The organism is Pseudomonas syringae KCTC 12500, from assembly GCF_000507185.2.
Classification (GTDB): domain Bacteria; phylum Pseudomonadota; class Gammaproteobacteria; order Pseudomonadales; family Pseudomonadaceae; genus Aquipseudomonas; species Aquipseudomonas syringae.
Genome location: NZ_AYTM02000002.1, coordinates 4,612,467 through 4,637,011, shown reverse-complemented (window position 1 = coordinate 4,637,011; position 24,545 = coordinate 4,612,467). Strand labels below are relative to the sequence as shown.

Sequence of the window (24,545 nt, the reverse complement as noted above, 5' to 3'; positions counted from 1 at the left end):
GTCGGGCGGGGTCGTATCAACAAGAACGAATTGGCGAGGAAATATTTAGAAAGGTTTGTCGGGGGGGTGAGTGAGCTGCCCCCACAAAGTTGGACGGTTGACTATCGTTCCCATGCTCTGGTATGACCCCCGAAGGTTGGACGATTATTTCTACGCTGCCTGAGCGGCCTGCATTCTGAACTCCACAGGGCTCAGGCCGTTAAGTTTCAGTTTGATGCGTGACTGATTGTAATACTCAATGTACTCGTCGATGCCCGCATGAAGCTCATCCAGATTGTTAAATTTGTTCAGATAGAAAAACTCGGACTTCAGCGTGCCAAAAAAACTTTCCATAGCCGCGTTGTCGTAGCAGTTGCCCTTGCGCGACATGCTGCATGTGATCGAATGCTCATTGAGTAATCGTTGGTAAACAGGCATCCGATATTGCCAGCCCTGGTCTGAGTGCAAAATAGGCTTTTCATGCGGCTCAAGCTTCTTGAACGCTCCTTCAAGCATTTCGTCCACCATGGAGTACAGCGGGCGCCTGGCGATTGCATAGGAAATGATTTCGCCGTTGTACAGATCCATGATGGGCGACAGATAGAGCTTCTGGCCTCCCACTTTGAACTCGGTGACGTCCGTGGCCCATTTTTCATTAAGGTGCTGGGCCTTGAAATCACGCTTGAGAATGTTGGGCGCAGCCTTGCCTACTTCGCCCTTGTAAGAGCGGTATTTCTTCACTCGCACCAGGCTCTTCAGGCCAAGCTGCCCCATCAGTTTCTGCACCGTCTTGTGGTTCACAAGATGGCCTGCGCGCCGCAACGCCGCCGTGATACGACGATAGCCATACCGGCCTTTATGATCGTAGAAAACTGTCTGAATCAGGTCTTTCAGCCCGGCGTACTTATCGCCCGCTTGCAGTACCTTTTGTTGATAGTAAAAAGTGCTGCGCGCCAGACCGGCAAGCTTCAGCAGGCCACCCAGAGAATGCCCCAGTCTCAGTTCGGTTACGATTTGCGCTTTTTCTGTTGCGCTATTCGTTGCTTCTTCTGAGCCAAGGCATCGAGCTTTTTTAGATAGTCGACCTCCATCCGCAGTTGCTTCACCTCGGCAAGCAACTCGTCACGCGAGCGCGATTCATCGTCGATTGAGGGGGCGTTCACAGGCGGAAGTGCAGTCGTCATCTTTCTTGGGCGTCCGGCTTTTGTGGGTGGCTTGGAGGAGGCATCAAAGGCCCCTTCTTCATAATGGCGCTGCCATAGACCGATGATGCCGAACTGACGGATATCGAACAAGGCCGCTGTCTGGCGCAGAGATAAACGCTCATCATGCATGCGCTTCAAAACAGTCAGCTTGAACTCGTCACTGTAGCGCTGGCGTTTTTTCTCTTGCAGGCCCGCTACGCCATGAATCTGATAGGCCGCAACCCACTGCCTAAGGCAGGAAAAATCCACATCGTGGCGATGCGCAACATCCCTCAAACCTGCCTTGCCAGCACAATACTCTTTCACGGCTGCGAGTTTTGCCTGCTCTGTATATTTACCCATGACGCCTCCAAAGGTTGCATCCAACCTTCGGGGGTCACACCACTCCGCGTGGGAATGCAGCTCGTGACGCTCTGCGTCACACGGCGGTTTTTCTTTTTCAGGTGGATTGAGGTTCGGCTCAGGTAACCTTTTCGCCCCTCGGCGACCTACTTTGATGGGGCCAAAGTAGGCAAAGCCCGCAGCTCCGTTTCCGGCCCGACTTCGTCGGGTTCCTTCGCCCTGTCACTGCTCCGGGGGTCGCCGCAACGGGCCATCCATGGCCCGGTGCGGCTTGCCTGGCGTCCTGCCAGGCTACCCCCGGATCAGCGCCATGACTCAGCCGTCACTTACGTCGCACTCTGCGTCGTCTGTGCCATCGTGGTTTAAAAGCATCGTGGTTCTGGATGTTTCTGAACTGCGGCGAGCCGTAGATTCGTGATGCAGCGAGTCACGAAAGGCAAAACCACTCAGTGCGTCAGCACGATGATCTAACGGCGTTTACTTATCCGAATGCCCCTGTGCCATGGCGACCACCACTTTGCGTTTGCCGGTGAAGGGTGCGCGGGAGTGGGCGGTGAGCATGTTGTCGAGCATCAGGACGTCGTTTTCCAGCCATGGGAAGCTGACGGTGCATTCGTCGAGTACGCCGCGGATTTCGTCCAGCAGGGTTTCTTCGAGGGGCGAGCCGTCGCCGTAGTAGACGTTGCGCGGCAGGTCTTCTTCGTCCACTACGTCGAGCAGGGTTTCGCGCACTTCCGGTTGCAAGTTGGAGATGTGGAACAGGTGCGCCTGGTTGAACCAGACGGTGTCGTGGGTCACCGGGTGGCGCGATACCGCTTGGCAAATCTGGCGGGTGCGCAGTTCGCCGTCGTCTTTCCATTCGCACTCGATGTTGTGCGCCCGGCAGTAGGCTTCGACCACGCGCTCGTCTTCGCTGTTGAACACCTGACTCCATTCCACATCGAGCCCGTTGCCGTAGTTACGCACGTACATCAGTTTCTTTTCGACAAAGCGCTCGCGAATGCGCGCCGGAATGCGTCGGTAGATTTCGCGGCTGTCGGCGATCGGTGTTTCGCCGCCTGTCTGCGCCGCGATCATGCTGTAGAACCAGATCTTCATCGGCCATTCCAGCGTGTAGGCCTGCTCGTTGTGCAGCGGGATGCTCTGGTGCGCCGGGTACTCGGTCGAGGTGTATACACCCTTGGTGACATTGCTGCGCGGCGTAGAGCCGAACTCGTAGTTGAGCAGCGGATCGCCGAAACCGGCGGCGAACTCGCGAAACGCTTCCGCACCGCCCACCTCGAAGCCGCGAAACAGAATCCCGCCTGCGCTATACAGGTGCCCGGCGACCAACGGCTTGAGTTCGCCCAGCGCTTCCATCAAGTCCAGACCGGGCTCGGGTGCCTGCACCAGCATCGGCAAGCTGCCCGCCCCTGCCAGCAACGGCCGGATATCCAAACTCAACGCATGACTCATGATGTCTCTCCCTTGATGGCAAAAGCGCCCGAGCCCCTGCGGCCTGGCGCAACACCAATGTCCAGATTGAACGTACTGCGCTGCTGGAAAATTAGCCGGACCGCCCTATTCATGCGGCATGCGGAGCTGTACCGCCGCACTGAAACAATTTTTTGCATTTAAACGCAAAAAATTCCTATAGGAATTCAGTTCTCATTCGTCTTTAACTTAATGCGAGGCTTTTATACCGCCCGCGCGTACAGACAGAGGGGACCGCCCTGCGGCCGCTCCACATCGTGAATCGAGATTGTTTATCCATGTCGAAGAAGTCCCGTTCAAAAATCTGGTTTCTCGTCCACAGCTGGCTGGCCCTGCCGATCTGGTTCTTCGTGCTGATCGTTTGTGTGACCGGCACGCTGGCCGTGGTCAGCAAGGAAATCATGTGGCTGGCCAACCCGGAGATGCGTGACAACCGCCCTTCCGACGACGCGCAGCGCCTGAACTTCGAACAGATTCGCGCAACCATCGAACGCAACCAACCGGACCTGATCGTGGGCACCATCATGCAGCCGGACGGCGACTATTTCGCCTTGAGCGTGTTCATCACCTACCCCGACGGGCGTTCGGTGCCGGCTTACGTCAACCCTTACACCGGAGTGATTCAGGGCATTACTCCTTCGTTCGACTTCCGCCGCTTCACCCGCGCGCTGCACGGCTGGTGGCTGGTGCCGTTTACCAACGGTTATTCGTGGGGCTGGTACCTGGTGTCGATTCTCGGCCTGCCGTTGCTGGCCTCACTGGTGACCGGGCTGGTGGTCTACAAGAAATTCTGGCGCGGCTTTTTCAAGCCCGTGCGTTTCAGCCAGGGCCCGCGGATTTTCTGGGGCGACCTGCATCGCCTCAGCGGCGTCTGGTCGATCTGGTTCATTGCGGTAATTTCCATTACCGGCACGTGGTTTCTGATCCAGGCGATTCTGGGCGACAACCAGATCAGTATTTCCAGCAAATCCCAGGGCGCGTCGATCATCCCGCACAGCGCCGTGCCACTGACTGCCGATGGTAGTCCTGCGCCGACCATCAGCCTGGAGCGCGCCGTGGAAATCGCCAGGGAGCGGATTCCGGGCCTGGAAGCCAGCTTCATCACACCGCCGTTCAATGCCTACAGCAACATGCAGGTGGGTGGACGCAGCTGGTATCCATTGATGTTCCAGACCGCCGAAATCAACCCGTACAGCGGCGAGATTGCCGCCTCGCACCTGCTGTCGGACCGCAACAAGCTGGAGTTCGTCACCGAGTCCATGCGCCCCCTGCACACCGGCGATTTCGGCGGCATCTGGATCAAGCTGATCTGGGCGTTTTTCGGCCTGCTGCTGAGCATGATGGTGCTCAGCGGCCTGTTGATCTGGAGCAAGCGTACTGCACTGGCGACGCTCAACGCCCTCAAGCGTGATGCCCGAGCCAGACCTGTCGCGTACACCCCGGAGATAAACACCTCGCCGCTGGCGACCCGCACCCCGGAGAACAGCCTGTGAGCAAGGCCGCCGCTGCTGCACAACCTGCATCGTCACTGAGTCGTTTCTGGCACAAATGGCGCTTCCATATCAACGTGCTGCTGGTGCTGATCCCGCTGGGTTTCATGCCCAAGTACTTCTCCGATGTTTCACTGGATCGTGGCGATCAGGGCCTTGGCCAGCGCGAGGTCGGCGAGATTCAGGTCGGCCCGTGGAGCCTGCGTCTGGCAGAGGACCGCAACGAAGCGCCGCGCCTTTCCGGCCCATCGGGCTACATGAAAAGTTTCAACGCGGCGCTGTGCAACGCCTGCATCGACCGGGTCAAGGCCACTTATCTGCGTATCGGCAAACCGCGCAGCCTGCGCACCGCCGGGGTGATTTTCTTCGGTGGCGGCTACCGCATGAGTGCCTTCATGCAGATCGCGCAAAACACCGATCCCGACGCCGAGCTGTGGATCACCATGGAAGGCTGGGACGGCGCCGTGCATCAGACTTCCATCCCCCTGCAACAGGCTTCGCCCAGCACCGTGGCGTGGCTGAAAAAACAAGGAGCCCAACCATGAGTGCCCGCCCTTCCCTGCGCTGGCTGACGGCCAGTGCCCTGTGCCTGCTTGGCCTGAGCGGCAACGCCCTGGCGCATAACCCGATGTGCGAATGCAAACAGATCGACACCGAGCAGATCCGCTGCACCGGCGGTTTTTCCGACGGCAGTGGTGCGCCGGGTGTGACCCTGGACGTGATCGGCTACGACGAAACCATCCTGGTGCCAGGCAAGCTCGGCGAAGACTCGACGGTAACCTTCAAACGCCCCGCCTCCGAGTTCTACGTGCTGTTCGACGCAGGTCCCGGTCATGTGGTGGAAATCGATCAGGCGGACATCCAGGCGCCATGAGCACACCAACCCGACACATCGTCCGCCCGGCAGGCGCCGGGCATGAAACCCTGTACGTCCTGCTGCTGTGCCTGCTGATCCTTGGCAGCGCTGCCGGGGTGATCAGCTTGCACCGTGATACTCAGGAAACGCACAGCATCGCCAACCACCAACTGGACGCACGACGCGAGTTGAGCGCTGCGGAACAAGGCATTTACGCCGACCTGCGCGTGACCCTCGACGAAATCCGCCTGCTGGCCAGCGAGCAGCAGACACCGATCACCCCAGAGCAACTGGGCGATGAAGGCTTTGCGCCGTTCGCCAGGGATGCCAGTTCGGTGAGCCGTGGCGACCATGCCTGGCAGATGATCGAGCAGTCCTACCTGGGACTGAGCCGGACGTCGAGCGTGGCCGGTTCGTTTCTGATGCGTGTCGATTCCGGCGAGCAGCCGGACATCTGGATCAACCGCAACGCCTCGCTGGCGGCGGTTAGCGACCTCAGTGACCAGGCCTTGATCGATTCAGGCTGGAAACAGGTCGTCGCGCAATTCGATGCTGGCGTGACCCGTCAGCACCCGCACTGAAACTCCGCATTCCTTTGAAAGAAGACCGCTTGCCCATGCCTATTTCATTCAAACGCCGTGCCTTGCTGCGCGGCCTGCTGACGGGGCTGATGGTAGCCCTGCTGGCGCCGTCCAGCTTCGCCGCCGAACCGGCCAAACGCCTGCGCATCGGCATTACCCTGCACCCTTACTACAGCTACGTGAGCAATATTGTCGGCGACAAGGCCGACGTCGTGCCGCTGATCCCGGCGGGCTTCAACCCGCATGCCTATGAGCCGCGCGCCGAGGACATCAAGCGCATCGGTTCGCTGGACGTGATCGTGCTCAACGGCGTTGGCCATGACGATTTTGCCGACCGCATGATCGCCGCCAGTGAAACGCCGAACATCAAGACCATCGAGGCCAATGCCGATGTGCCGTTGCTGGCGGCCACCGGGGTGGCGGCGCGAGGTGCTGGCAAAGTGGTCAATCCGCACACCTTCCTGTCGATCAGTGCGTCCATTGCGCAGGTCAACAATATCGCCCGAGAGCTGGGCAAGCTGGACCCGGACAATGCCAAAACCTACACCGCCAACGCCCGCGCCTACGGCAAGCGCCTGCGCCAGATGCGCGCCGACGCGCTCGCCAAACTGACCAAGGCACCCAATGCCGACCTGCGCGTGGCCACGGTGCATGCCGCCTACGACTACCTGCTGCGCGAATTTGGCCTGGAAGTCACCGCCGTGGTTGAACCGGCGCATGGCATCGAGCCGAGCCCGAGCCAGTTGAAAAAAACCATCGACCAACTGCGTGAGCTGGACGTGAAGGTGATCTTCTCGGAGATGGATTTCCCGTCCACCTACGTCGAGACCATTCAGCGTGAATCCGGGGTCAAGCTGTACCCGCTGTCGCATATTTCCTATGGCGAATACACCGCCGACAAATACGAAAAGGAGATGGCCGGCAACCTGGACACGGTGGTACGGGCCATTCAGGAGTCGGGCGCATGACGGCTGCACAGCAACTCGGTATCGTCAGCCAGGGGCCGGGCATCGAATTCAATCAGGTCAGCCTGACCCTCGGGCGCACCACGATTCTCGATCAGGTTCACTTCAATGTGCGCGCCGGCAGCGTACACGCACTGGTCGGCCCGAACGGCGGTGGCAAAAGCTCGCTGATCAAGACCCTGCTCGGGCAGACACCGCATCAGGGCCAATTGAGCCTGCTGTGGCCTGCTGTCCCGGGGCTGATCGGCTATGTACCGCAGGCGCTGGAGTTCGACCGTGGCCTGCCGATGACCGTCGACGACTTCATGGCTGCGATGTGTCAGCGACGCCCGGCGTTTTTGGGCTTGTCGAAGCACTACGCGGCAGCGATTGGCGAGGCGCTGGAACGGGTCGGGATGCAGGACAAGCGCAAACGGCGCATGGGCGCGCTGTCCGGTGGCGAGCGGCAGCGCGTGCTGCTGGCGCAGGGGCTGATTCCTGCGCCGCAATTGCTGGTGCTGGATGAGCCGATGTCGGCGCTGGATGAAGCGGGTATTCAGGTGTTCGAGCGGTTGTTGGGCGACTGGCGCCGAAGCGGGGTCACGGTCCTGTGGATCGAGCATGACCTGGATGCCGTCAGGCGTCTGGCCGATCAGGTAACGGGGCTCAACCGACGCATCCTGTTCGATGAACCGGCCGCCACTGCGCTGACCCCGGAGCGGCTGCTGACCCTGTTTTCCGCGCACCCGCGCACGACGGATAGCAGCGCCGGGAGGATAGCGTAATGGATTACGAAACCTTTCGCCTGTTCATTCAGGGCCTCGCCTCTTCCGGTTACCTGCCCGAGGCGCTGGCCTACGGTTTCGTGGTCAACGCCCTGCTCGCCGGGCTGTTGATCGGCCCGGTGCTGGGCGGGCTGGGAACACTGGTGGTGGTCAAGCGCTTCGCGTTTTTCTCCGAAGCCGTGGGCCATGCAGCACTGACCGGGGTGGCGATCGGCATTCTGCTCGGCGAACCCTACACCGGCCCCTATGGCGCGCTGTTCGGCTATTGCCTGCTGTTCGGCATCGTCCTCAATTACCTGCGCAACCGCACCGGGCTGGCACCGGACACGTTGATCGGCGTGTTCCTGTCGGTCTCCCTGGCACTGGGCGCGAGCCTGTTGCTGGTGCTGGCCGGCAAGATCAACGTGCACATACTGGAAAACGTGCTGTTCGGCTCGGTGCTGACCGTCAACGGCAACGACCTGCTGGTGCTGCTGATCGTCGGTTCGCTGGTCATGGGCCTGAGCCTGCCGCTGTACAACCGCATCATGCTGGCCAGCTTCAACCCGCAACTGGCTGCGGTGCGCGGCGTGGCGGTGAAGACGCTGGATTACCTGTTCGTGATTCTGGTGACGCTGATCACGGTCGCGGCGGTGAAAGTCATCGGCGCAATCCTGGTCGGTGCGCTGCTGGTGATTCCAGCGGCGGCGGCTCGCCTGTTGAGCCAGTCGCTCAAGGGCTTTTTCTGGATTTCAGTGGCCATTGCGACGCTCAGCACCCTGTGCGGCATCCTGCTGCCCATCGTCTTCGACCTGCCTGTGCCGTCCGGCGCGGCAATCATTCTGGTGGCGGGCATGGCTTTTGCGCTCGCCGCCATCGCTCGCGGCACGCTGCCGAGCCTGAAAGGGAATATTGGATAAATGCCTACGTTACGTACCTTGACCCTCGCGCTGATCATGAGCGGCCTGTTCAGCAACAGCCTGCAGGCGGCTGACAGCAAAACCGACAGTTCGCAACCGGTGCGAGTACTGGCCAGCCTGCCGATCACCTATGGCCTGGGCGAGATACTGCTCAAGGACAGCGGTGTGGTGCTGCAGCGGGCTGCAGCGGCCAACCTGCCGGGCTCGCGTCAGACGGCGTATTTCACCGGGCGTGGTGCCGATGCCTTGCGCGGGCTGGCGAACAACGCCGACGCGGTGATCGGCTTGCGCTCGATCTGGGCCGATGACCCGCTTTACCCCAATGCACGGCGCAGCAATATTCGTATCGTCGAGATCGACGCCGCACGGCCGGTGGACGGCAGCTTGCCAGGCATCGCCGTACAGCCGGGTCAGGGCACTGACGGATTGAACAGTCAGCCGTGGCTGGCGAGCAATAACATGGGGCGTATGGCCGATGTGCTGGCAGCGGATCTGGTGCGCCTGGCTCCGGCCGCCAAACCGAAAATCGAGGCCAACCTGGCGGCGTTCAAGCAGCAGCTACTCAAGCTCAGCGCCAGCAGCGAGGCCGCGCTGGCCGGTGCCGATAATTTGAGTGTGGTGAGCCTGTCGGATCGCTTCAGCTATTTGATCAGCGGGCTGAATCTGGAGCTGATCGACACTCAGGCACTGACGGACGAGCAATGGACGCCAGAAGCCTTGAGCAAATTGAGCGCGACCCTGAAGGATAACGACGTGGCCTTGGTGCTCGATCACCGCCAGCCACCCGCGCTGGTCAAGACCGCCATTGAAGCGGCTGGCAGCAAGCTGTTGGTGCTGGGGATCGATGGCGCTGAGCCGCTGGCGGAGTTGCAGGGGGATATTCAGGGGATTATCGGGGTGCTGGCTGGTAAGGAGTGAGATTATCGTTCGGCACGCTACAGCGTGGGAATGCAGGTCGCGACGCTTTACGTCGTAGAGAGGACGCGGAGCGTCCGGAAAGGCATGCGACGCGGAGCGTCGCACGATAATCGAAGTATCCGTCCATACCGTCAATCAGGCCGTCTGCGCTTCCATTTTCTGGCGCAGGCTCAGGGGGCGCATGTCGGTCCAGACTTCTTCGATGTAGGCCAGGCATTCTTTCTTGAAGCCGCTTTTGCCCACGGTGCGCCAGCCGTTGGGGATCGCCTTGTAGTCGGGCCAGATGGAATACTGTTCTTCGTGGTTGACTACAACTTGAAAGACGATGTCTTCCCGATCGAATACTGAAGTCATTGCTGCTCTCCATGTGTGTTCAGGGCTGCCGTGCCAATTCATGGCAGCTATAGGGATTGAACGTATCACTACGTCGAAAAATTAAACCTGGGCGACAGCGGCGTTCAGCGCACGGCCGAAGATCTCTGCCACTTCGTCGATCTGCTCGGCGGTGATGATCAGCGGTGGCAGAAAACGTACCACGCTGGCATGTCGACCGCCCAGTTCCAGAATCAGCCCGCGCTTGAGGCATTCACGCTGGATCAGTGGGGCCAGACGCGCAAATAGCGGCGGATGACCCTGTACATCACGCGCACCGGATGGGTCGACCAGCTCGACACCGAGCATCAGGCCGCGCCCGCGAATATCGCCCAATTGCGGGAAGTCACGCTGCAAGGCACGCAGATGCCCGGACAGACGCGCACCCATGGCTATCGCATGTTCGCAAATGGAGTGCTCCTGAAGATAGCGCATGACGGCAGAACCGGTAGCCATGGCCATCTGATTGCCGCGAAAAGTCCCGGCGTGTGCGCCCGGCAGCCAGGTGTCCAGCCACGAACGATAGACCACCACCGCCAACGGCAAGCTGCCGCCGATGGCTTTGGACATGACCACTACGTCCGGGATGATCCCGGCATGCTCGAAGGCAAACATCTTGCCGGTGCGGGCGAAACCGCTCTGGATTTCATCGACGATCAGCGCCACGCCGGCCTTTTCGGTGATGCGCCGCACGCCGCGCAGCCAGTCCAGATCAGCAGGGATGACTCCGCCCTCGCCCTGCACCACTTCAAGGATGACCGCTGCGGGCAATTGCACGCCGGCTTCCGGATCGTTGAGCAGGTTTTCCAGATAATGCAGGTTGGCGCGCACGCCCGGTTCGCCGCCAAGCCCGAACGGGCAGCGGTAATCGTAGGGGTAAGGCAGAAACTGCACGCCTGTGCCGAGCAGCGCACCCAGCGGCTTTTTAGGCCCCAGGCTGCCCATCAGGCTCAATGCGCCTTGGCTCATACCGTGATAACCGCCCTGAAATGACAAGACCGTGCTGCGTCCGGTAGCGGTACGCACCAGCTTCAACGCGGCTTCCACCGCATCGGTCCCGGTCGGGCCACAGAACTGAATCTTCGCGTCATCGGCCAGCGCTGGCGGCAGCAGGCCGAACAGGTCCTGAACGAACTGATCTTTGACCGGCGTGGTGAGGTCCAGGGTGTGCAGCGGCAACTCGTCGGCGATCACTTGCTGGATCGCTTCGATAATCACTGGATGGTTATGACCCAACGCCAGGGTGCCCGCGCCTGCCAGGCAATCGATGAAGCGCCGCCCTTCGACGTCCTCGACGTGAATACCCTTGGCGCGTTTGAGCGCCAGCGGTATGCGCCGCGGGTAGCTGCGAGCATTGGACTCCTGGCGACTCTGTCGGGCCAGCAGTGGCGATTCGTCGAACTGGTAGAGCGTCTCAGCCGCAGCCGGGGCAACCCGTGTCGGCTGATCATCGATAAACCTGGTAGCGACTGACATCTGTGCAACCCTCAATACGCGGCTTGAATGACCTGAAGCATGGGCGTTGGCGCATGCCGCTTCAGGTGTGTGTTCGTTGCTTTGAAAACGCGCCAGCGAGCCGCGGATTTACACCTGCCAACGAGTTTTTTATCCGCAGCCCCAGCGCTCCGAGGAGAGGCTGATCAGAGCCCTTCCAGTTCCGCCATCAAGTCCGCCAGACGGTCGAATTTCTGCTCGTCGACCTGTGCTCCGCCAAGGCTTTCCAGGTGCTGCGCCAACGCCTGAACGGTGTTGAACTCGAACATTGCCCGTAACGGGACGTTACGCTGCAAGCGCTTCTGCGCACGGGTCACCACCTGAGTGGCGAGCAGCGAGTGCCCGCCCAGCTCGAAGAAGTTGTCGGTAATGCCCACGCGCTCGACCTTGAGCACATCGGCCCAGATCGTCGCCAGCTGCTGCTCCATTTCGGTCTGTGGCGCCAGATAATCCTGCTGCGCCAGGCTGACGTCGGGCGCCGGCAGGGCCTTGCGGTCCAGCTTGCCGTTCGGGGTCAGCGGCATGGCCTCCAGCAACACCAGATGCGTCGGCACCATGTAGTCCGGCAGGCTGGACTTGAGGTGGCTTTTCACCTCGTCACGCAGAGCCTCGTGATCTTGCGTCGCGGAACGCGGCACCAGGTAGGCCGCCAGCACCTTACCCAATGGGCCGTCGACGTCCAGCACCACTGACTCACGGATGGCCGGATGCTCCAGCAGACGGGTTTCGATTTCACCCAGCTCGATGCGATAGCCACGAATCTTCACCTGATGATCGACTCGACCGACGTACTCCAGCACGCCGTCCTTGCGCCGCCGCGCCAGGTCACCGGTGCGGTACAGACGTTCGCCCGGCGCACCGAACGGATGCGGCACGAACACCGGCACGGTGCGCAGCGGATCAGCAACATAGCCGCGACCGACACCGGCCCCGGCTACGCACAGCTCACCGACGGCACCCAGCGGCACGAGGTCCAGCGCATCGTCGAGCAGGTACAGACGATTGTTGTCGGTCGGCGAACCGATCGGCAGATAAGCGCTGCGAGTGGACTGCACATCGACCCGGAAGAACGCCACATCGTCGGAACACTCGGCCGGACCATAGGCATTCACCAGGCCGATCTGCGGGTAACGTTGCAGCCATTGGCTGGCCAGTTCCGGCGGCATGGCTTCACCGGTCGGCAGCATCCAGCGCAGGCTGTCGAGCGCTGCCTGCGGTTCGGCGAGCAGGCCGGTGATCAGCGACGGCACGCTTTCCAGCACGCTGATGCGCTGCGCCTGAACATGCGCCAAAAGGGCCTGCGGGTCGCGGGCGATGTCGTTCGGCACGATATCTACCCGAGCGCCAAACAGCGGCGCGGCGAGGAACTGCCAGACCGAAATGTCGAAACTCTGCGAGGCGGTCTGGGCGATCACATCGCGGTCGCTCAGGCTCAGGTAAGGCACCTTGCTCAACTGGTTATTGAGCATGCCGCGCTGCTCGACCATCACACCCTTCGGCAGCCCGGTGGAGCCTGAGGTGAAGATCACATAAGCGAGGTTGTCCGGCGCGCTGTAGCGACCAGGGTTGTGCTGCGCGGAATCGCTCTGCTGCACGTTGTCCCAGACCCGCAACTGCGGTCGGCTCGACTCAGGCAGCGCATCAAGTAACGCCCTGCCCTGTTCCAGGCACTCAGCACTGCACACCAGCAGCGGCGTGGCGCTCTGGCCGATGATGCCGCTCAGCCGCGAGTTCGGCAGCGTCGGGTCCAGCGGCAGGTAACCGGCACCGGCCTTGAAGCTGCCGATGATCATGCCCAGCAGTTCAAGGCCACGCTCGGCGAGCACGGCAACCGGCTGATCGAAACCGACACCGGCCTCGATCAAGGCATGGCCCAGACGGTTGCTGGCGATATTCAGCGCGGCATAGCTGAGCTGGCGTTCCAGGCAACTGACCGCAATGCGCTCCGGATGCGCCGCGACCTGCGCTTCGAACAGTTCGACATAGCTTTTATCCAGCGGGTAAGCATGGTCGCTCTGATTGCAGCCGTCGATCAGGAAAGCGCGCTCCTGCTCACTGACCAGCGCCAATTCGGCCATGTCGCCATGAAAGCCTTTGACCAGCGCCAGCAGCAGGCGCTTGAACTCACTGAGCATGCTCTGCACGGTGGATTCGTCGAAATAGCGCTGGTCATAGGACAGGTGCAGGCCCAGGTCATCGCCCGGATAGCAGACTGCGGTCAGCGGGTAGTTGGTGTGGGTGCGACCGGAATCCGAGGTGGCATTCAGGCTTTGCGCACGGTCCAGCACCGAGACCTCGACCGGCGCGTTCTCGAACACGAACAGGCTGTCGAACAGCGGCTGGCCCTTGGGCAGCTCGCTGTTTTCCTGAATGGTCACCAGCGGCAGGTATTCGTACTCGCGCAGCTGCATGTTGCTGTCCAGCAACTGGCTGAGCCACTGGCGAACGCTGCAACGTTGATCGTCAGCCGGCATGCCGACACGCAAGGCGATGGTGTTGATGAACAGCCCGACCGTGCGCTGCATCTGCGGCAGTTCCACCGGCCGCCCGGCCACAGTCACGCCGAACACCACGTCGCGATCACCGCTCATGCGCCGCAGGGTCAGCGCCCAGGCCGCCTGGGCGAAGGTGTTGACGGTCAGTTGATGCTGCTGCGCCAGTTCGCGCAGTTGCGCACCGTCGCGTCCATCGAGACGGGTGTAGCAGTCGCCCACCACCATGCCACCGCTGTCGCCGGCATGTTCACGCAGGAACGGCCGGTCGCTGGGGATCGGCGTGGGCCGCTCGAAGCCGCGCAGGTTGTCTCGCCACCAGTCACGTGCCTGCGTCAGGCCTCGGCGTTGCAACCAGCCGATGTAGTCGCGATAGCGCGGTGCGGGGGCCAGTTGCGCATCACGACCTTCGCCTAGCGCGGTGTAGATGTCGAAGAAGTCGTTCATCAGCAGCGAGCGGCACCAGGCATCGATCAGGATGTGGTGGTTGCTCATCATGAACCAGTAGCGCGCCTCGTCGACGCGGATCAGACGCAAGTGGAACGGCGGTTGATCGAGCAGTTCGAAACCGGCCTCGCGCTCGGACTTGAGCAGAACCTGCAAGCGCGGCTCCTGCTGCTCCGCCGGCACCTCACGCCAGTCCAGGTAATCAATTGGCGTGCTGCCCGGCTTGTGAATGACCTGCAGCATGGTTTCGCCGATGTTCCAGCAGAACGAGGCACGCAACGCTTCGTGACGGGCGATGACCGCTTGCCAGGCCTGGGCGAAACGCTGCGGGTCCAGCGCGCTGTCGATGCGGTAGCGGTCCTGCATGTAATACAGTCCGGTGCCCGGCTCCAGCAAAGTGTGCAGCAGCATGCCCTCTTGCATCGGGGTCAGTGGGTAGACGTCTTCGATGTGGCTTGGCGGAACCGGCAGCGCGTCCAGTTGCGCCTGATCCAGAGTAGCCAGCGGGAAGTCCGACGGCGTCAGGCCGCCGCTGCCATCGGCCAGGCAATGGGCGATCAGCGCCTGCAGGCAAGCCAGGTAATCCTGCGCCAGTGCTTCGATGGCAGCGGGTTCATAGCGCTCGGCACTGAAAGTCCAGCGCAGCAGCAGTTCACCGCCGTACACCTGACTGTCGATGCTCAATTCGTTGGGCAGCGGCGCCTGTGGATCGTGGGCCGCACCTGGCGACTCTTGCAGCGGACGGAACAGCGCGTCGTCAGCGAAGCTCTGATCGAACTGGCCGAGGTAGTTAAAGGTGATCGGCGCCACCGGCAATGCCTGCATGGCGGCCTTGCTGACACTGTCGGCCAGGTAGCGCAGCACGCCATAGCCCAGCCCCTTGTGCGGCACCTGGCGCAGTTGCTCCTTGACCGCCTTGATCGAATCGCCCGGTGCCGCGTCGACAGCCGGCGCTGGCGTCAGGCGCAGCGGATAGGCGCTGGTGAACCAGCCCACCGTGCGGGTCAGGTCGATGTCATCGAACAGGTTTTCACGGCCGTGACCTTCAAGCTGGATCAGGGTCGACGGCTGCCCGCTCCAGCGGCAGACCACCTGTGCCAGCGCGGTCAGCAGCAGGTCGTTGACCTGGGTTCGGTAGGCACTCGGCGCCTGTTGCAGCAGTTGCCGGGTACGTTCGGCATCCAGGCGCACGCTGACCGTCTGCGCATGACGATTCTGCCGACCGCCCTGCGGGTTATGGCACGGCAGACTTGTCGCAGGACCGCCCAGCTGGCGCTGCCACAGGTGCAGTTCTTCACGTAACGACTCGTTGCCCGCATAAGCCTGCAGACGTGCGGCCCAGTCGCGGAAGGCGCTGGTCTTCGCCGCAAAGCGCACCGGTGCGACTTCGCTTAATTGACGATAAGCAGTTTGCAGATCGTCGAGCAGCACGCGCCATGACACGCCATCGACCACCAGGTGATGAATGACCATCAGCAACCGTTGCTGGCCCTGCGGCCCGTCGACCAGCAAGGCGCGCAGCAGCGGACCGTTTTGCAGGTCGAGACTGCGCTGGGTGTCAGTGTACAAGGCTGCGCATTCGGCCATGTCGCTGACCTGCACCTGAATCAACAGGGTGGTATCGGCGGTCACTGCGCGGTGTTCTGCCTGCCACGTACCCTCATGCTCGGTGAAACTCAGGCGCAGGGCATCGTGTTGTTCGAGTAGCGCACGCAACGACTGCTCAAGGACGTTCGGGTCCAGCGCGCTGAGCGGCTCCAGCAACAGCGACTGGTTCCAGTGCTGACGCTCGGGGATCGGCGTGTCGAAGAACCAGTGTTGAATCGGCGTCAGGCCGGAAGCACCGTCAAGCTGGCCCTGCTCGGCCTGAATCAGCTCGCGAGTGGTCGCCACGGCGGCCAGGGTCTGCACGGTCTGGTGCTGGAACAAATCACGCGGGCTGAAATGAATACCCAGTTGACGCGCCCGGCTGACCACCTGAATCGACAGGATCGAGTCGCCGCCCAGCTCGAAGAAGTTATCGTTGAGGCCGACTTTTTCCACGTTCAGCACCGCACACCAGATTGCCGCCAACTGTTGCTCCAGCTCACTGGCGGGCGCTACGTAGTGTTGACGATTGAGCTCCGGGTCTGGTGCAGGCAAGGCACGGCGGTCGAGTTTGCCGTTGGCGGTCAGTGGCATGCTGTCGAGCAGAATCAGGTGGGTCGGCACCATGTAGTCCGGCAGTTGCGTCTTGAGGTGCGACTTGAGCGATTCACGCAATTGCGCCTGATGCTCGTCGCCCTGCCCGGCCACATCGCTGACCAGATAGCCCGCCAGCTGCTTGCCCGACGGCGTGTCCAGCGCCAGCACGATGGCTTCGCGAACGGCTTCGTGCTCCAGCAAGCGGGTTTCGATTTCACCCAGCTCGATGCGGAAGCCGCGAATCTTCACCTGATGGTCGATACGCCCCAGGTATTCCACCAAACCGTCGGCGCGCTGGCGCACCAGATCGCCAGTGCGGTACAGACGCCCGCCATTGCTGGCAAATGGATCGGCCACGAAGCGTTCGGCAGTCATGCCGGGGCGCTGGTGATAGCCCTGCGCCAGGCCCGCTCCGCCGATGTACAGCTCGCCGCTCGCGCCCTGGGGCACCAGCGCCAGATCGGCGTCGAGAATGTACGCCACCCTTGCACCGACCACGCGCCCGATCGGCACGCTGGCTTCACCGTCCTCCAGTTGCTGCGGGGCCAGGCTGGCCAGCGGCATGACCACGGTTTCGGTCGGGCCGTAGGCATTGAACAGCAGCTCGGGCTGGAACACCGCACGGATGCGTTGCAGGTGTTCGCCGGTCAGCGCTTCGCCGCCGGTGATGCACATACGCACCGGCAGGGTCTGGCCCTGGGTCGCCAGCCACTGCGCCAACTGGCTGCCGTAACTGGGCGTGAAGCCGAGAATATTGACCTGCTGCTGACGAATCAGCGTGCAGATTTCTTCGGCGTCCCACTGCCCCTGAGCACGCAGCACCACACGCGCACCGCTGAGCAGGGGCACCAGCAGACGCTCGGTAGCGGCATCGAAATTGATCGAGTAGAAATGCAGCTCACAGTCGTCAGGGCGCATGTCGAAGCGCCGGATTACTGCCTGGCAATGCATGGCGATTTCACCATGGGACACCACCACGCCCTTGGGTTTGCCGGTCGAGCCGGAGGTGTAAATCAGGTACGCCTGATGCTGCGGCAGGCTGATAAACGGCAGTTCATCGGACGAAAAAGACTCCAGCAGCGGCTGATCGTCTTCCAGGCACCAGCGGGCAACACCGGCAGGCAACTCGCCCAACGCGGTAAACAGGGCACGATCGCTCAGCAGCAGCCCGACGCCGCTGTCTTCGATCATGTAGTGCAGGCGTTCCAGCGGGTATTCCGGGTCAAGCGGCACGTAGGCACCACCGGCCTTGAGGATCGCCAGCAGGCCGACGACCATGTCCAGCGAGCGCGGCAGTGCCAGACCGACGCGAACCTGCGGGCCGACGCCACGTTCGCGGAGCATCCAGGCCAGTTGGTTGGCCTTGGCGTCCAGCTCGGCGTAGCTGAGAGTTTGCCCGGCGAACGTCAGCGCCGGCGCGTCTGCACGCCGTTGTGCCTGTTCGGCGAACAGGCTGTGAATGCACTGGTCGAGCCGCTGCTCACCCGCTTCGACGCCGAGGCTGTCGAGCAGTTGCTGACGCTCTGTGTCCTGCAACAGCGGCAATTCACCCAAACGCTGTTGTGGATCAGCGAGCAGCGCCTGCAACAGGTTCAGCCAGTGTTCGGCCATCTGTGCGATGCGCGGTTCGTCGAACAGATCGGTGCTGTAGGTCAGGCAGCAACCCAGACGGTGGTCCAGTTCGGTGACTTCCAGATTGAGGTCGAACTTGGTGGCTCGCGCATCGTTGACCAGGTACTCGACAGTCATGCCCGCCAGTTCGCGGCTTTGCTGGAACTCCCAGCGCTGCACGTTGCACATCACCTGAAACAGCGGGTTGTAGGCTGCGCTGCGTGGCGGTTGCAGGGCTTCGACCAGATGATCGAATGGCAGGTCCTGATGCGACTGGCCTTCGATCACCGTGTGACGAACCTGTTCGAACAGCTGGGCGACGCTCATCTGCCCGTCAAGCTGCACGCGCAACACCTGGGTATTGAGGAACGCGCCGATCAGCCCTTCGCTTTCCGGACGAATGCGGTTGGCCACCGGCGCGCCGATGCGCAAGTCGTTCTGGCCGCTGTAGCGGTAGAGCAATACCGCCAGGGTGGCGGTCATGGTCATGAACAGGGTCAGGCCGTTGCGCGCATTGAATGCACGAACTTTCGCGGCCAGGTCGGCGTTCAGGTCGAAGCGATACAGTTCGCCCTGATGGCTTTGCACCGGCGGCCGCGGCCGGTCCGCAGGCAGCTCCAGCAATGGATGCTCGCTGCCCAACTGCGCGGTCCAGTAATCGAGCTGGCGCTGGCGTTCGCCGGCTTCCATCCACTGCCGCTGCCAGACGCTGTAATCCAGATAGTGCACCGCCAGCGGTTCCAGCGGCGATGGTCGTCCTTCGAGGAAGGCTTCGTAAAGCTGCCCCAGTTCGCGGGCGAAAATGTCCATCGCCCAGCCTTCGGTGACGATGTGGTGCAGGGTCAGGACAACGTAATGCTCAAGGTCGCTTGACCTGACCAGACACGCGCGCAGCAACGGTCCGGTTTCCAGATCGAAGGGCTGGTGCGCCTCGCTGTCGGCCAGTGCCTGAATACGTTGCTGACGAGCCTCGGCGGGCAACGCAGAATAATCCTGCCACTGCACGCGCAGGCCGGACTGCTCGCTGACCTGCTGGCACGCTACGCCGTTGACGCTCGGGAACGTGGTGCGCAGGGTTTCGTGGCGCAGGATCAAAGCTTGCAGCGCTGCCTCGAAGCACTCGATGTTCAGCACGCCTTTCAGGCGCGCCATGCCGCCGACGTTGTAGGCCGGGCTGTCCGGTTCCATCTGCCAGAGGAACCACATGCGCTGCTGGGAGTAGGACAACGGCACCGGCTGGCTGCGGTCGACACGGGCAATCGGTTGCAGGCTGCTGCGTGCGCCGGACTGCTGAATGGCCTCAACCTGTTCGGCAAACGCGCCCAACTCGCTTGCTTCGAATAGCGTCCGTAACGGCAGGTCGATGTCGCACGCCTGACGCACGCGGGAAATGATTTGCGTGGCCAGCAACGAATGCCCGCCCAGCTCGAAGAAATCATCGCGCAGGCCGACACGCGGCACGCCCAGCACCTGTCGCCAGACAGCGGCGATCTGTTTTTGCAGATCCGTCTGCGGCTCGACGTGCTCGCGGGTCTGCCATTGCGGCTCGGGCAAGGCGCGACGATCCAGCTTGCCGCTCGGGCTCAGGGGCATGCTGTCGAGGCGCACCAGCTGCGCCGGAACCATGTAATCCGGCAGTTCCAGGGCCAGTGCCGACTTGATCCGCTCAGCCTTGACGTTCTGCCCCGCTTCGGCGGTGTAGTAACCGATCAGTTGCGGCCCGGCAACGGTTTCGCGCAGCAAGACGGCTGCCTGGCCTACGCCTGGATGGGCCAGCAAACGCGCTTCGATCTCTTGTGGTTCGACGCGGAAACCGCGCAGTTTGACCTGCTGATCCAGACGGCCAAGGTATTCCAGCACGCCATCGGCGGCCCAGCGCACCAGGTCACCGGTGCGATACAGGCGCTCACCCGCTTGCCCCAGCGGATCGGCGATGAAGCGCTCGGCGGTCAGCCCGGGACGTCCCAGATAGCCACGCGCCAGACCGATGCCGCCGATGCACAGCTCCCCGGCCACCCCGCGTGGCAGCGGATTCAGTTCGCTGTCCAGCACCCGGCACAGCACATTGCCCAATGGCCGGCCGATCGGCGAGCGCAGGCCGTCGCTGATCCGGCACTGCCAGTGGGTGACGTTGATCGCGGTTTCAGTCGGGCCATAGCGGTTGTGCAGCTGTACGCCGGGCAGTTGCTCGAGCACCCGGTTGCGCAGCTCGCCGGGCAATGCTTCGCCGCCGGAAAACAGCCGACGCAGGCTGCTGCACTGCTGCGCCAGCGGCTCATCGATGAACAGTTGCAGCAGCGGCGGCACGAAGTGCAGCGTGGTCACCGAATACGCGTTGATCAGCTGCGCGATGCGCTGCGGGTCGCGATGCTCACCAGGGCCTGCCAGCAACAAGCGGCAGCCGGTGATCAGCGGCCAGAAGCACTCCCACACCGAGACGTCGAAACTGATCGGTGCCTTCTGCATGAGCACGTCGCTTTCATCCAGTGCGTAGGTGTCCTGCATCCATTGCAGGCGCTCGGCCAGGGCCGCGTGAGTGTTGCCGACGCCTTTGGGCTGACCGGTCGAGCCGGAGGTGTAAATCACGTACGCCAGGTTGTCGCCGTGCAGGTTCAGACGCGGCGCACTGACCGGCCAGTTGTCCAGGTGCAGCGTGTCCATCGCGACGGTGCACACGCCTTCGACGCTCGGCAGGTCGCCCAGCAGATGGCTCTGGGTCAACAGCAGTTCGACCCCGCTGTCTTGCAGCATGTAGGCGAGTCGATCCATCGGATAGTCCGGGTCCAGCGGCACGTAAGCCCCGCCTGTCTTGAGGATCGCCAGCAGCCCGATCAACAGCTGCGGCGAACGCTCGGCGGCGATCGCCACCTTGATGTCCGGACCAACGCCCTTGTCGCGCAGGTAATGCGCCAGGCGGTTGGCCTGAGCGTGCAGGCTGGCGAAGTCTAGGCTGCCGCCCTCCCACACCAGTGCGATACGTTCCGGTGTCTGTCGCGCCTGGCGGTCCAGCCGTTCCGGCAACCACAACGTGGCCGGTGCGCAAGGCGCGGCGCTCCATTGCGCCTGTTGCTCCTGCTCCTCGGCGCTGAGCAGTTGCACGTCACCCAGCGCGAGCTGGGCCTGCTGGCTGACCTGCGTCAGCAGGCGCACATAGTGCTGAGCCATGGCCACGATAGTGTCGTGCTCGAACAGTTCGTCGGCGTAATCGAAGGACAGCGTCAGGCGACCATTGCGGTCCTCCTCACTGTGCAGTTGCAGATCGAACTTGGCCTCGCGGCTGTGCCACGGCAGCTCTTCGGCCAGCAGCCCCGGCAAACGACGCAGAGCGCCGAGGTCGCGTTGCTGGTGGTTGAACATGACTTGAAACAGACCGTGCTCGCGCGCCTGCGGAAACGCTTCGACCAGTTGCTCGAACGGCACGTCCTGATGGGCCTGGGCTTCAAGCGCCGCCTGCCGGGTCTGTGCCAGCAGGGTCGAGAATGGCAGACGCGGGTCCAGCTCTGCGCGCAGCACCAGGGTGTTGATGAAGAAGCCGATCAGGCCCTGGGTTTCATGGCGTGGCCGATTGGCGCCGGGCACACCGATGCGAATGTCGGCTTGCCCGCTGTAACGATGCAACAGGGTCTGGAACCCTGCCAGCAGGAACATGAACGACGTCGATTGCCAGGCTTGCGCGGTGTTGCGCACGGCGGTGCTCAGTTCGGCAGTCAAGCGCAGGCTGTAGCGCGAAGCGCTGTGCTGCTGGCGGGCCGAACGCGGATGGTCAGTGTTCAGCGTCAAGACTGGCTGTTCATCACCCAGTTGCTGCTGCCAGTAAGTCAACTGACGCTCGGCCTCGCCGTTCGCCAGCCATTCGCGCTGCCATTGGCCGTAATCAGCGTAACGCAGCGGCAACGGTGCCAGCTCCAGCGTCTGGCCCTGAACAGCCGAGGCATAGAGGCGCGAGAATTCGTCGATCAGCACATTCAGCGACCAGCCATCGGCAATGATGTGGTGCAGCGTGACCAGCAATTGATGCTCTTCTTCGTCCAGTTGCAGCAGCGTGACGCGCAGCAAAGGGCCATGTTGCAGATCGAACGGCAAGCGCGCCTGTTGTTCGCGAATTGCCACGGCCCGTGCCTGACGCTCGGCGCTGGGCAGATCGCTGATATCAAGGGTGTCGAGGTGAAATTCACTCGGCGCATCGATACGTTGCAGTGCCACACCGTCCTGCTCGTAGAAGCGCGTACGCAGCGATTCATGGCGCTCGATCAGGCGCTGGAAGCTGGTGCGCAATGCAGTGCTGTCCAGTTCACCGCGCAGGTGAAGCCCACCGGGAATGTTGTAGGCGCTGCTGTGCGGGTCGAGCTGCCAGAGGAACCACAGACGGTTCTGGGCCATGGACTGTGGCAGATGCTCATTGCCGGGCAATCGCGCGATGGCGCTCTGCGTCTGGCTGTCGCCTTGCGATGCGGCGGTCTGCAGCGTTTCGACCTGTGCCGCGAAGACCGCCAGCGTCGGCGCCTCAAAGAGCAGTCGCAGGCTCAGGTCAATCCCCAGCGTTTCGCGCAGGCGGGCCACGACCTGGGTCGCGATAATCGAATTGCCGCCCAGCAGGAAGAAATGGTCGTCGGCGTTGACCTGTTCACACTGCAACTGCTCGCACCAGACTGTGGCGATCTGCGCTTGCAGGTCCGAGCCGCTGCTTGGGGCACAGCCTGAAAGAGTGGCATCGCTCGAAGGAAACACCGCGTAGCTGTCCAGGCTGCCGTCGGCCAGACGCGTGCGGCAGGCCGAGCGCTGCAATTTGCCGCTGGAGGTCTTGGGCAGCGCGCCCGGATTGAGCAGCACCACGACACTCGGCGCTTCCTGAAACGCCTCGGCCACGGTCTGCCGGATGATTTTGATCAACGCGTCCGGCGTGAGGATTTTCTGCACGCTGCGACTGATTTCAGCAGCAATGCCGATGCCTTCGCTACCGTCCTGAGTGACGGCAAACGCCGCCACCCGGCCTTTGCGCACGACATCTACGTCACGCTCGATGAGCTTTTCGATGTCCTGTGGGTACAGGTTGTGGCCACGAACAATCAGCATGTCCTTCAGGCGGCCAGTGATGTACAGCTCGCCGTGACGCTGAAAACCCAGGTCGCCGGTACGCAGCCAGGTCTGCCCGGCGTGCTGCACGAACGCCTTGGCGGTGGCTTCCGGGTTGCGCCAGTAACCATGGGCGACGCTCGGCCCGCTGGCCCAGACTTCGCCAACCTGATTCTCGCCGAGCACCTGCAGGCTGACCGGGTCGGCGATCAGCACGCCATGCCCTGGCTGGCCCGTGCCGCAGCTCATGACCGGCATACCGTCGCCCGGTTCTACGACATTGCGCGCCAGCGCCTGCGCATCCAGGCGCAGCGATGGGATACCCTTGCCGCGCTTGCCGCCGGCCACATACAACGTCGCTTCGGCCAGACCGTAGGACGCCATGAAGCTGTCAGGCGTGAAGCCGCAACTGGCGAATTTTTCGGCAAATGCTCTCAGGCTGTCTTCACGAATCGGCTCGGAGCCCGAATACGCCACGCGCCAGCGACTCAGGTCCAGACGCTCCAGCGCCGAATCGCTGACCCGTGCGCTGCACAGCTGGTAGGCGAAGTCAGGTCCGCCGCTGATGGTGCCGCCGTATTCACTGATGGCTTCCAGCCAGCGCAACGGCCGGGCGAGGAAGTACGCGGGGGCCATCAGGATGCACGGGACACCGCTGAAAATCGGCTGCAACAAGCCGCCGATCAGGCCCATGTCGTGGTAGAGCGGCAGCCAGCTGACAATCACGTCGTCCGGATTGACGTCGATGCCGAAGCCGTGGCGGATCAATGACTCGTTGGCGACCAGATTGCCATGCGTGACCTGCACGCCCTTCGGTAGTGCGGTCGAGCCAGAGGTGTATTGCAGGAACGCAATGTCGTCGGCCTGCAGTTGTGGGCCCTGCCAGTCTTGTGCCGGGGCAGCAGGCAGCGTATCGACACAGAGCAGTGGCGGCGCATCGGCAGCGGCCAGCTCGTCCATCTGCAGCAAGGCAGGCTGCAAATCGGAGCCGGTCAGCAGCAGACGCGGCTCGGCATCGGCGATGATCGACAGCAGTCGCTCCTGGTGATGGCGACGATTGGATTCCGGCGGATAAGCCGGCACGGCAATGACCCCGGCATACAGGCAGCCGAAGAACGCCGCAACATAGTCGGGCCCGCTATGGAACAGCAGAATTGCCCGATCCCCCGGCACAGCCTGACGTTGCAGCGCAGCAGCGATGGTCCGCGCGCGCAGGTCCAGATCACGGTAGGTCAACACCAGGCCCTGGTCTTTCTCATCGGTGAGAAAACGCAGCGCCAGCCGATCCGGCGTGTGCAAGGCGCGACGCTGAAGAGCCTGAGCCAGAGTGTCGGGGAGTTCAAACGCATCCATGATGGGGTTCCTGCTAGATTCGGCGTGCCAGATAAAATCTGAATTTC

General features: G+C 62.3%; 13 protein-coding genes. 8 read left to right on the top strand and 5 right to left on the bottom strand.

The window, feature by feature from the left end:
- Window positions 1–150: 150 nt before the first annotated feature.
- Window positions 151–1,526 (bottom strand): IS3 family transposase gene (locus V476_RS27615; RefSeq protein ID WP_103715870.1). Its coding sequence is split into 2 segments (ribosomal slippage): window positions 151–1,055 and window positions 1,055–1,526, totalling 1,377 coding nucleotides; the frame shifts between segments, so codons are not numbered across the junction.
- 477 nt (window positions 1,527–2,003) lie between these two features.
- Window positions 2,004–2,981, bottom strand: coding sequence for a TauD/TfdA family dioxygenase (locus V476_RS20910; RefSeq protein WP_024959262.1), 978 nt, complete (start codon window positions 2,979–2,981; stop codon window positions 2,004–2,006).
- A gap of 296 nt (window positions 2,982–3,277) precedes the next feature.
- Here V476_RS20910 and V476_RS20905 point away from each other — a divergent pair, with 296 nt between their 5' ends.
- The 8 genes from V476_RS20905 to V476_RS20870 are packed head-to-tail and all read left to right on the top strand — an operon-like array spanning window position 3,278 to window position 9,472.
- Complete coding sequence (locus tag V476_RS20905) at window positions 3,278–4,492, top strand: PepSY-associated TM helix domain-containing protein (protein ID WP_024959261.1); 1,215 nt, start codon at window positions 3,278–3,280, stop codon at window positions 4,490–4,492.
- On the top strand, window positions 4,489–5,034 hold the full coding sequence (locus V476_RS20900; protein WP_003318854.1) for a hypothetical protein: 546 nt from the start codon (window positions 4,489–4,491) through the stop codon (window positions 5,032–5,034). Before V476_RS20905 ends, V476_RS20900 begins: the two co-directional genes overlap by 4 nt.
- The gene (locus tag V476_RS20895; RefSeq protein ID WP_003318855.1) at window positions 5,031–5,363 is read left to right on the top strand and encodes a hypothetical protein; all 333 of its coding nucleotides are present in this window, start codon (window positions 5,031–5,033) and stop codon (window positions 5,361–5,363) included. Before V476_RS20900 ends, V476_RS20895 begins: the two co-directional genes overlap by 4 nt.
- On the top strand, window positions 5,360–5,926 hold the full coding sequence (locus V476_RS20890; protein WP_024959260.1) for a DUF6162 family protein: 567 nt from the start codon (window positions 5,360–5,362) through the stop codon (window positions 5,924–5,926). The genes V476_RS20895 and V476_RS20890 overlap by 4 nt, the downstream gene beginning before the upstream one ends.
- A 35-nt stretch (window positions 5,927–5,961) precedes the next feature.
- Window positions 5,962–6,894: a metal ABC transporter substrate-binding protein gene (locus tag V476_RS20885; RefSeq protein WP_024959259.1), complete on the top strand. Its 933-nt coding sequence runs from the start codon at window positions 5,962–5,964 to the stop codon at window positions 6,892–6,894.
- Window positions 6,891–7,655, top strand: coding sequence for a metal ABC transporter ATP-binding protein (locus V476_RS20880; protein ID WP_024959258.1), 765 nt, complete (start codon window positions 6,891–6,893; stop codon window positions 7,653–7,655). Before V476_RS20885 ends, V476_RS20880 begins: the two co-directional genes overlap by 4 nt.
- Window positions 7,655–8,554 carry a metal ABC transporter permease gene (locus V476_RS20875; RefSeq protein ID WP_004418348.1) on the top strand — a complete coding sequence of 300 codons (900 nt, stop codon included), beginning with the start codon at window positions 7,655–7,657 and terminating at the stop codon, window positions 8,552–8,554. Before V476_RS20880 ends, V476_RS20875 begins: the two co-directional genes overlap by 1 nt.
- A complete protein-coding gene (locus V476_RS20870; RefSeq protein ID WP_024959257.1) occupies window positions 8,555–9,472 on the top strand; it encodes a metal ABC transporter substrate-binding protein in 918 nt (305 codons plus the stop codon). It abuts the gene before it with no gap.
- A gap of 135 nt (window positions 9,473–9,607) precedes the next feature.
- On the opposite strand, the gene V476_RS20865 is transcribed toward V476_RS20870, so the two are convergent.
- The 3 genes from V476_RS20865 to V476_RS20855 all read right to left on the bottom strand — a co-directional run bounded on the left by V476_RS20865 (window position 9,608) and on the right by V476_RS20855 (window position 24,498).
- Window positions 9,608–9,826, bottom strand: a complete 219-nt coding sequence (locus V476_RS20865) for an MbtH family protein (RefSeq protein ID WP_003304661.1) — start codon at window positions 9,824–9,826, stop codon at window positions 9,608–9,610.
- An 81-nt stretch (window positions 9,827–9,907) separates the two neighbouring features.
- Window positions 9,908–11,320, bottom strand: coding sequence for an aspartate aminotransferase family protein (locus tag V476_RS20860; protein ID WP_024959256.1), 1,413 nt, complete (start codon window positions 11,318–11,320; stop codon window positions 9,908–9,910).
- A gap of 164 nt (window positions 11,321–11,484) precedes the next feature.
- Entirely contained in the window at window positions 11,485–24,498 is a 13,014-nt protein-coding gene (locus V476_RS20855; RefSeq protein WP_024959255.1) for a non-ribosomal peptide synthetase, read from the bottom strand.
- Between the last annotated feature and the right edge of the window lie 47 nt (window positions 24,499–24,545).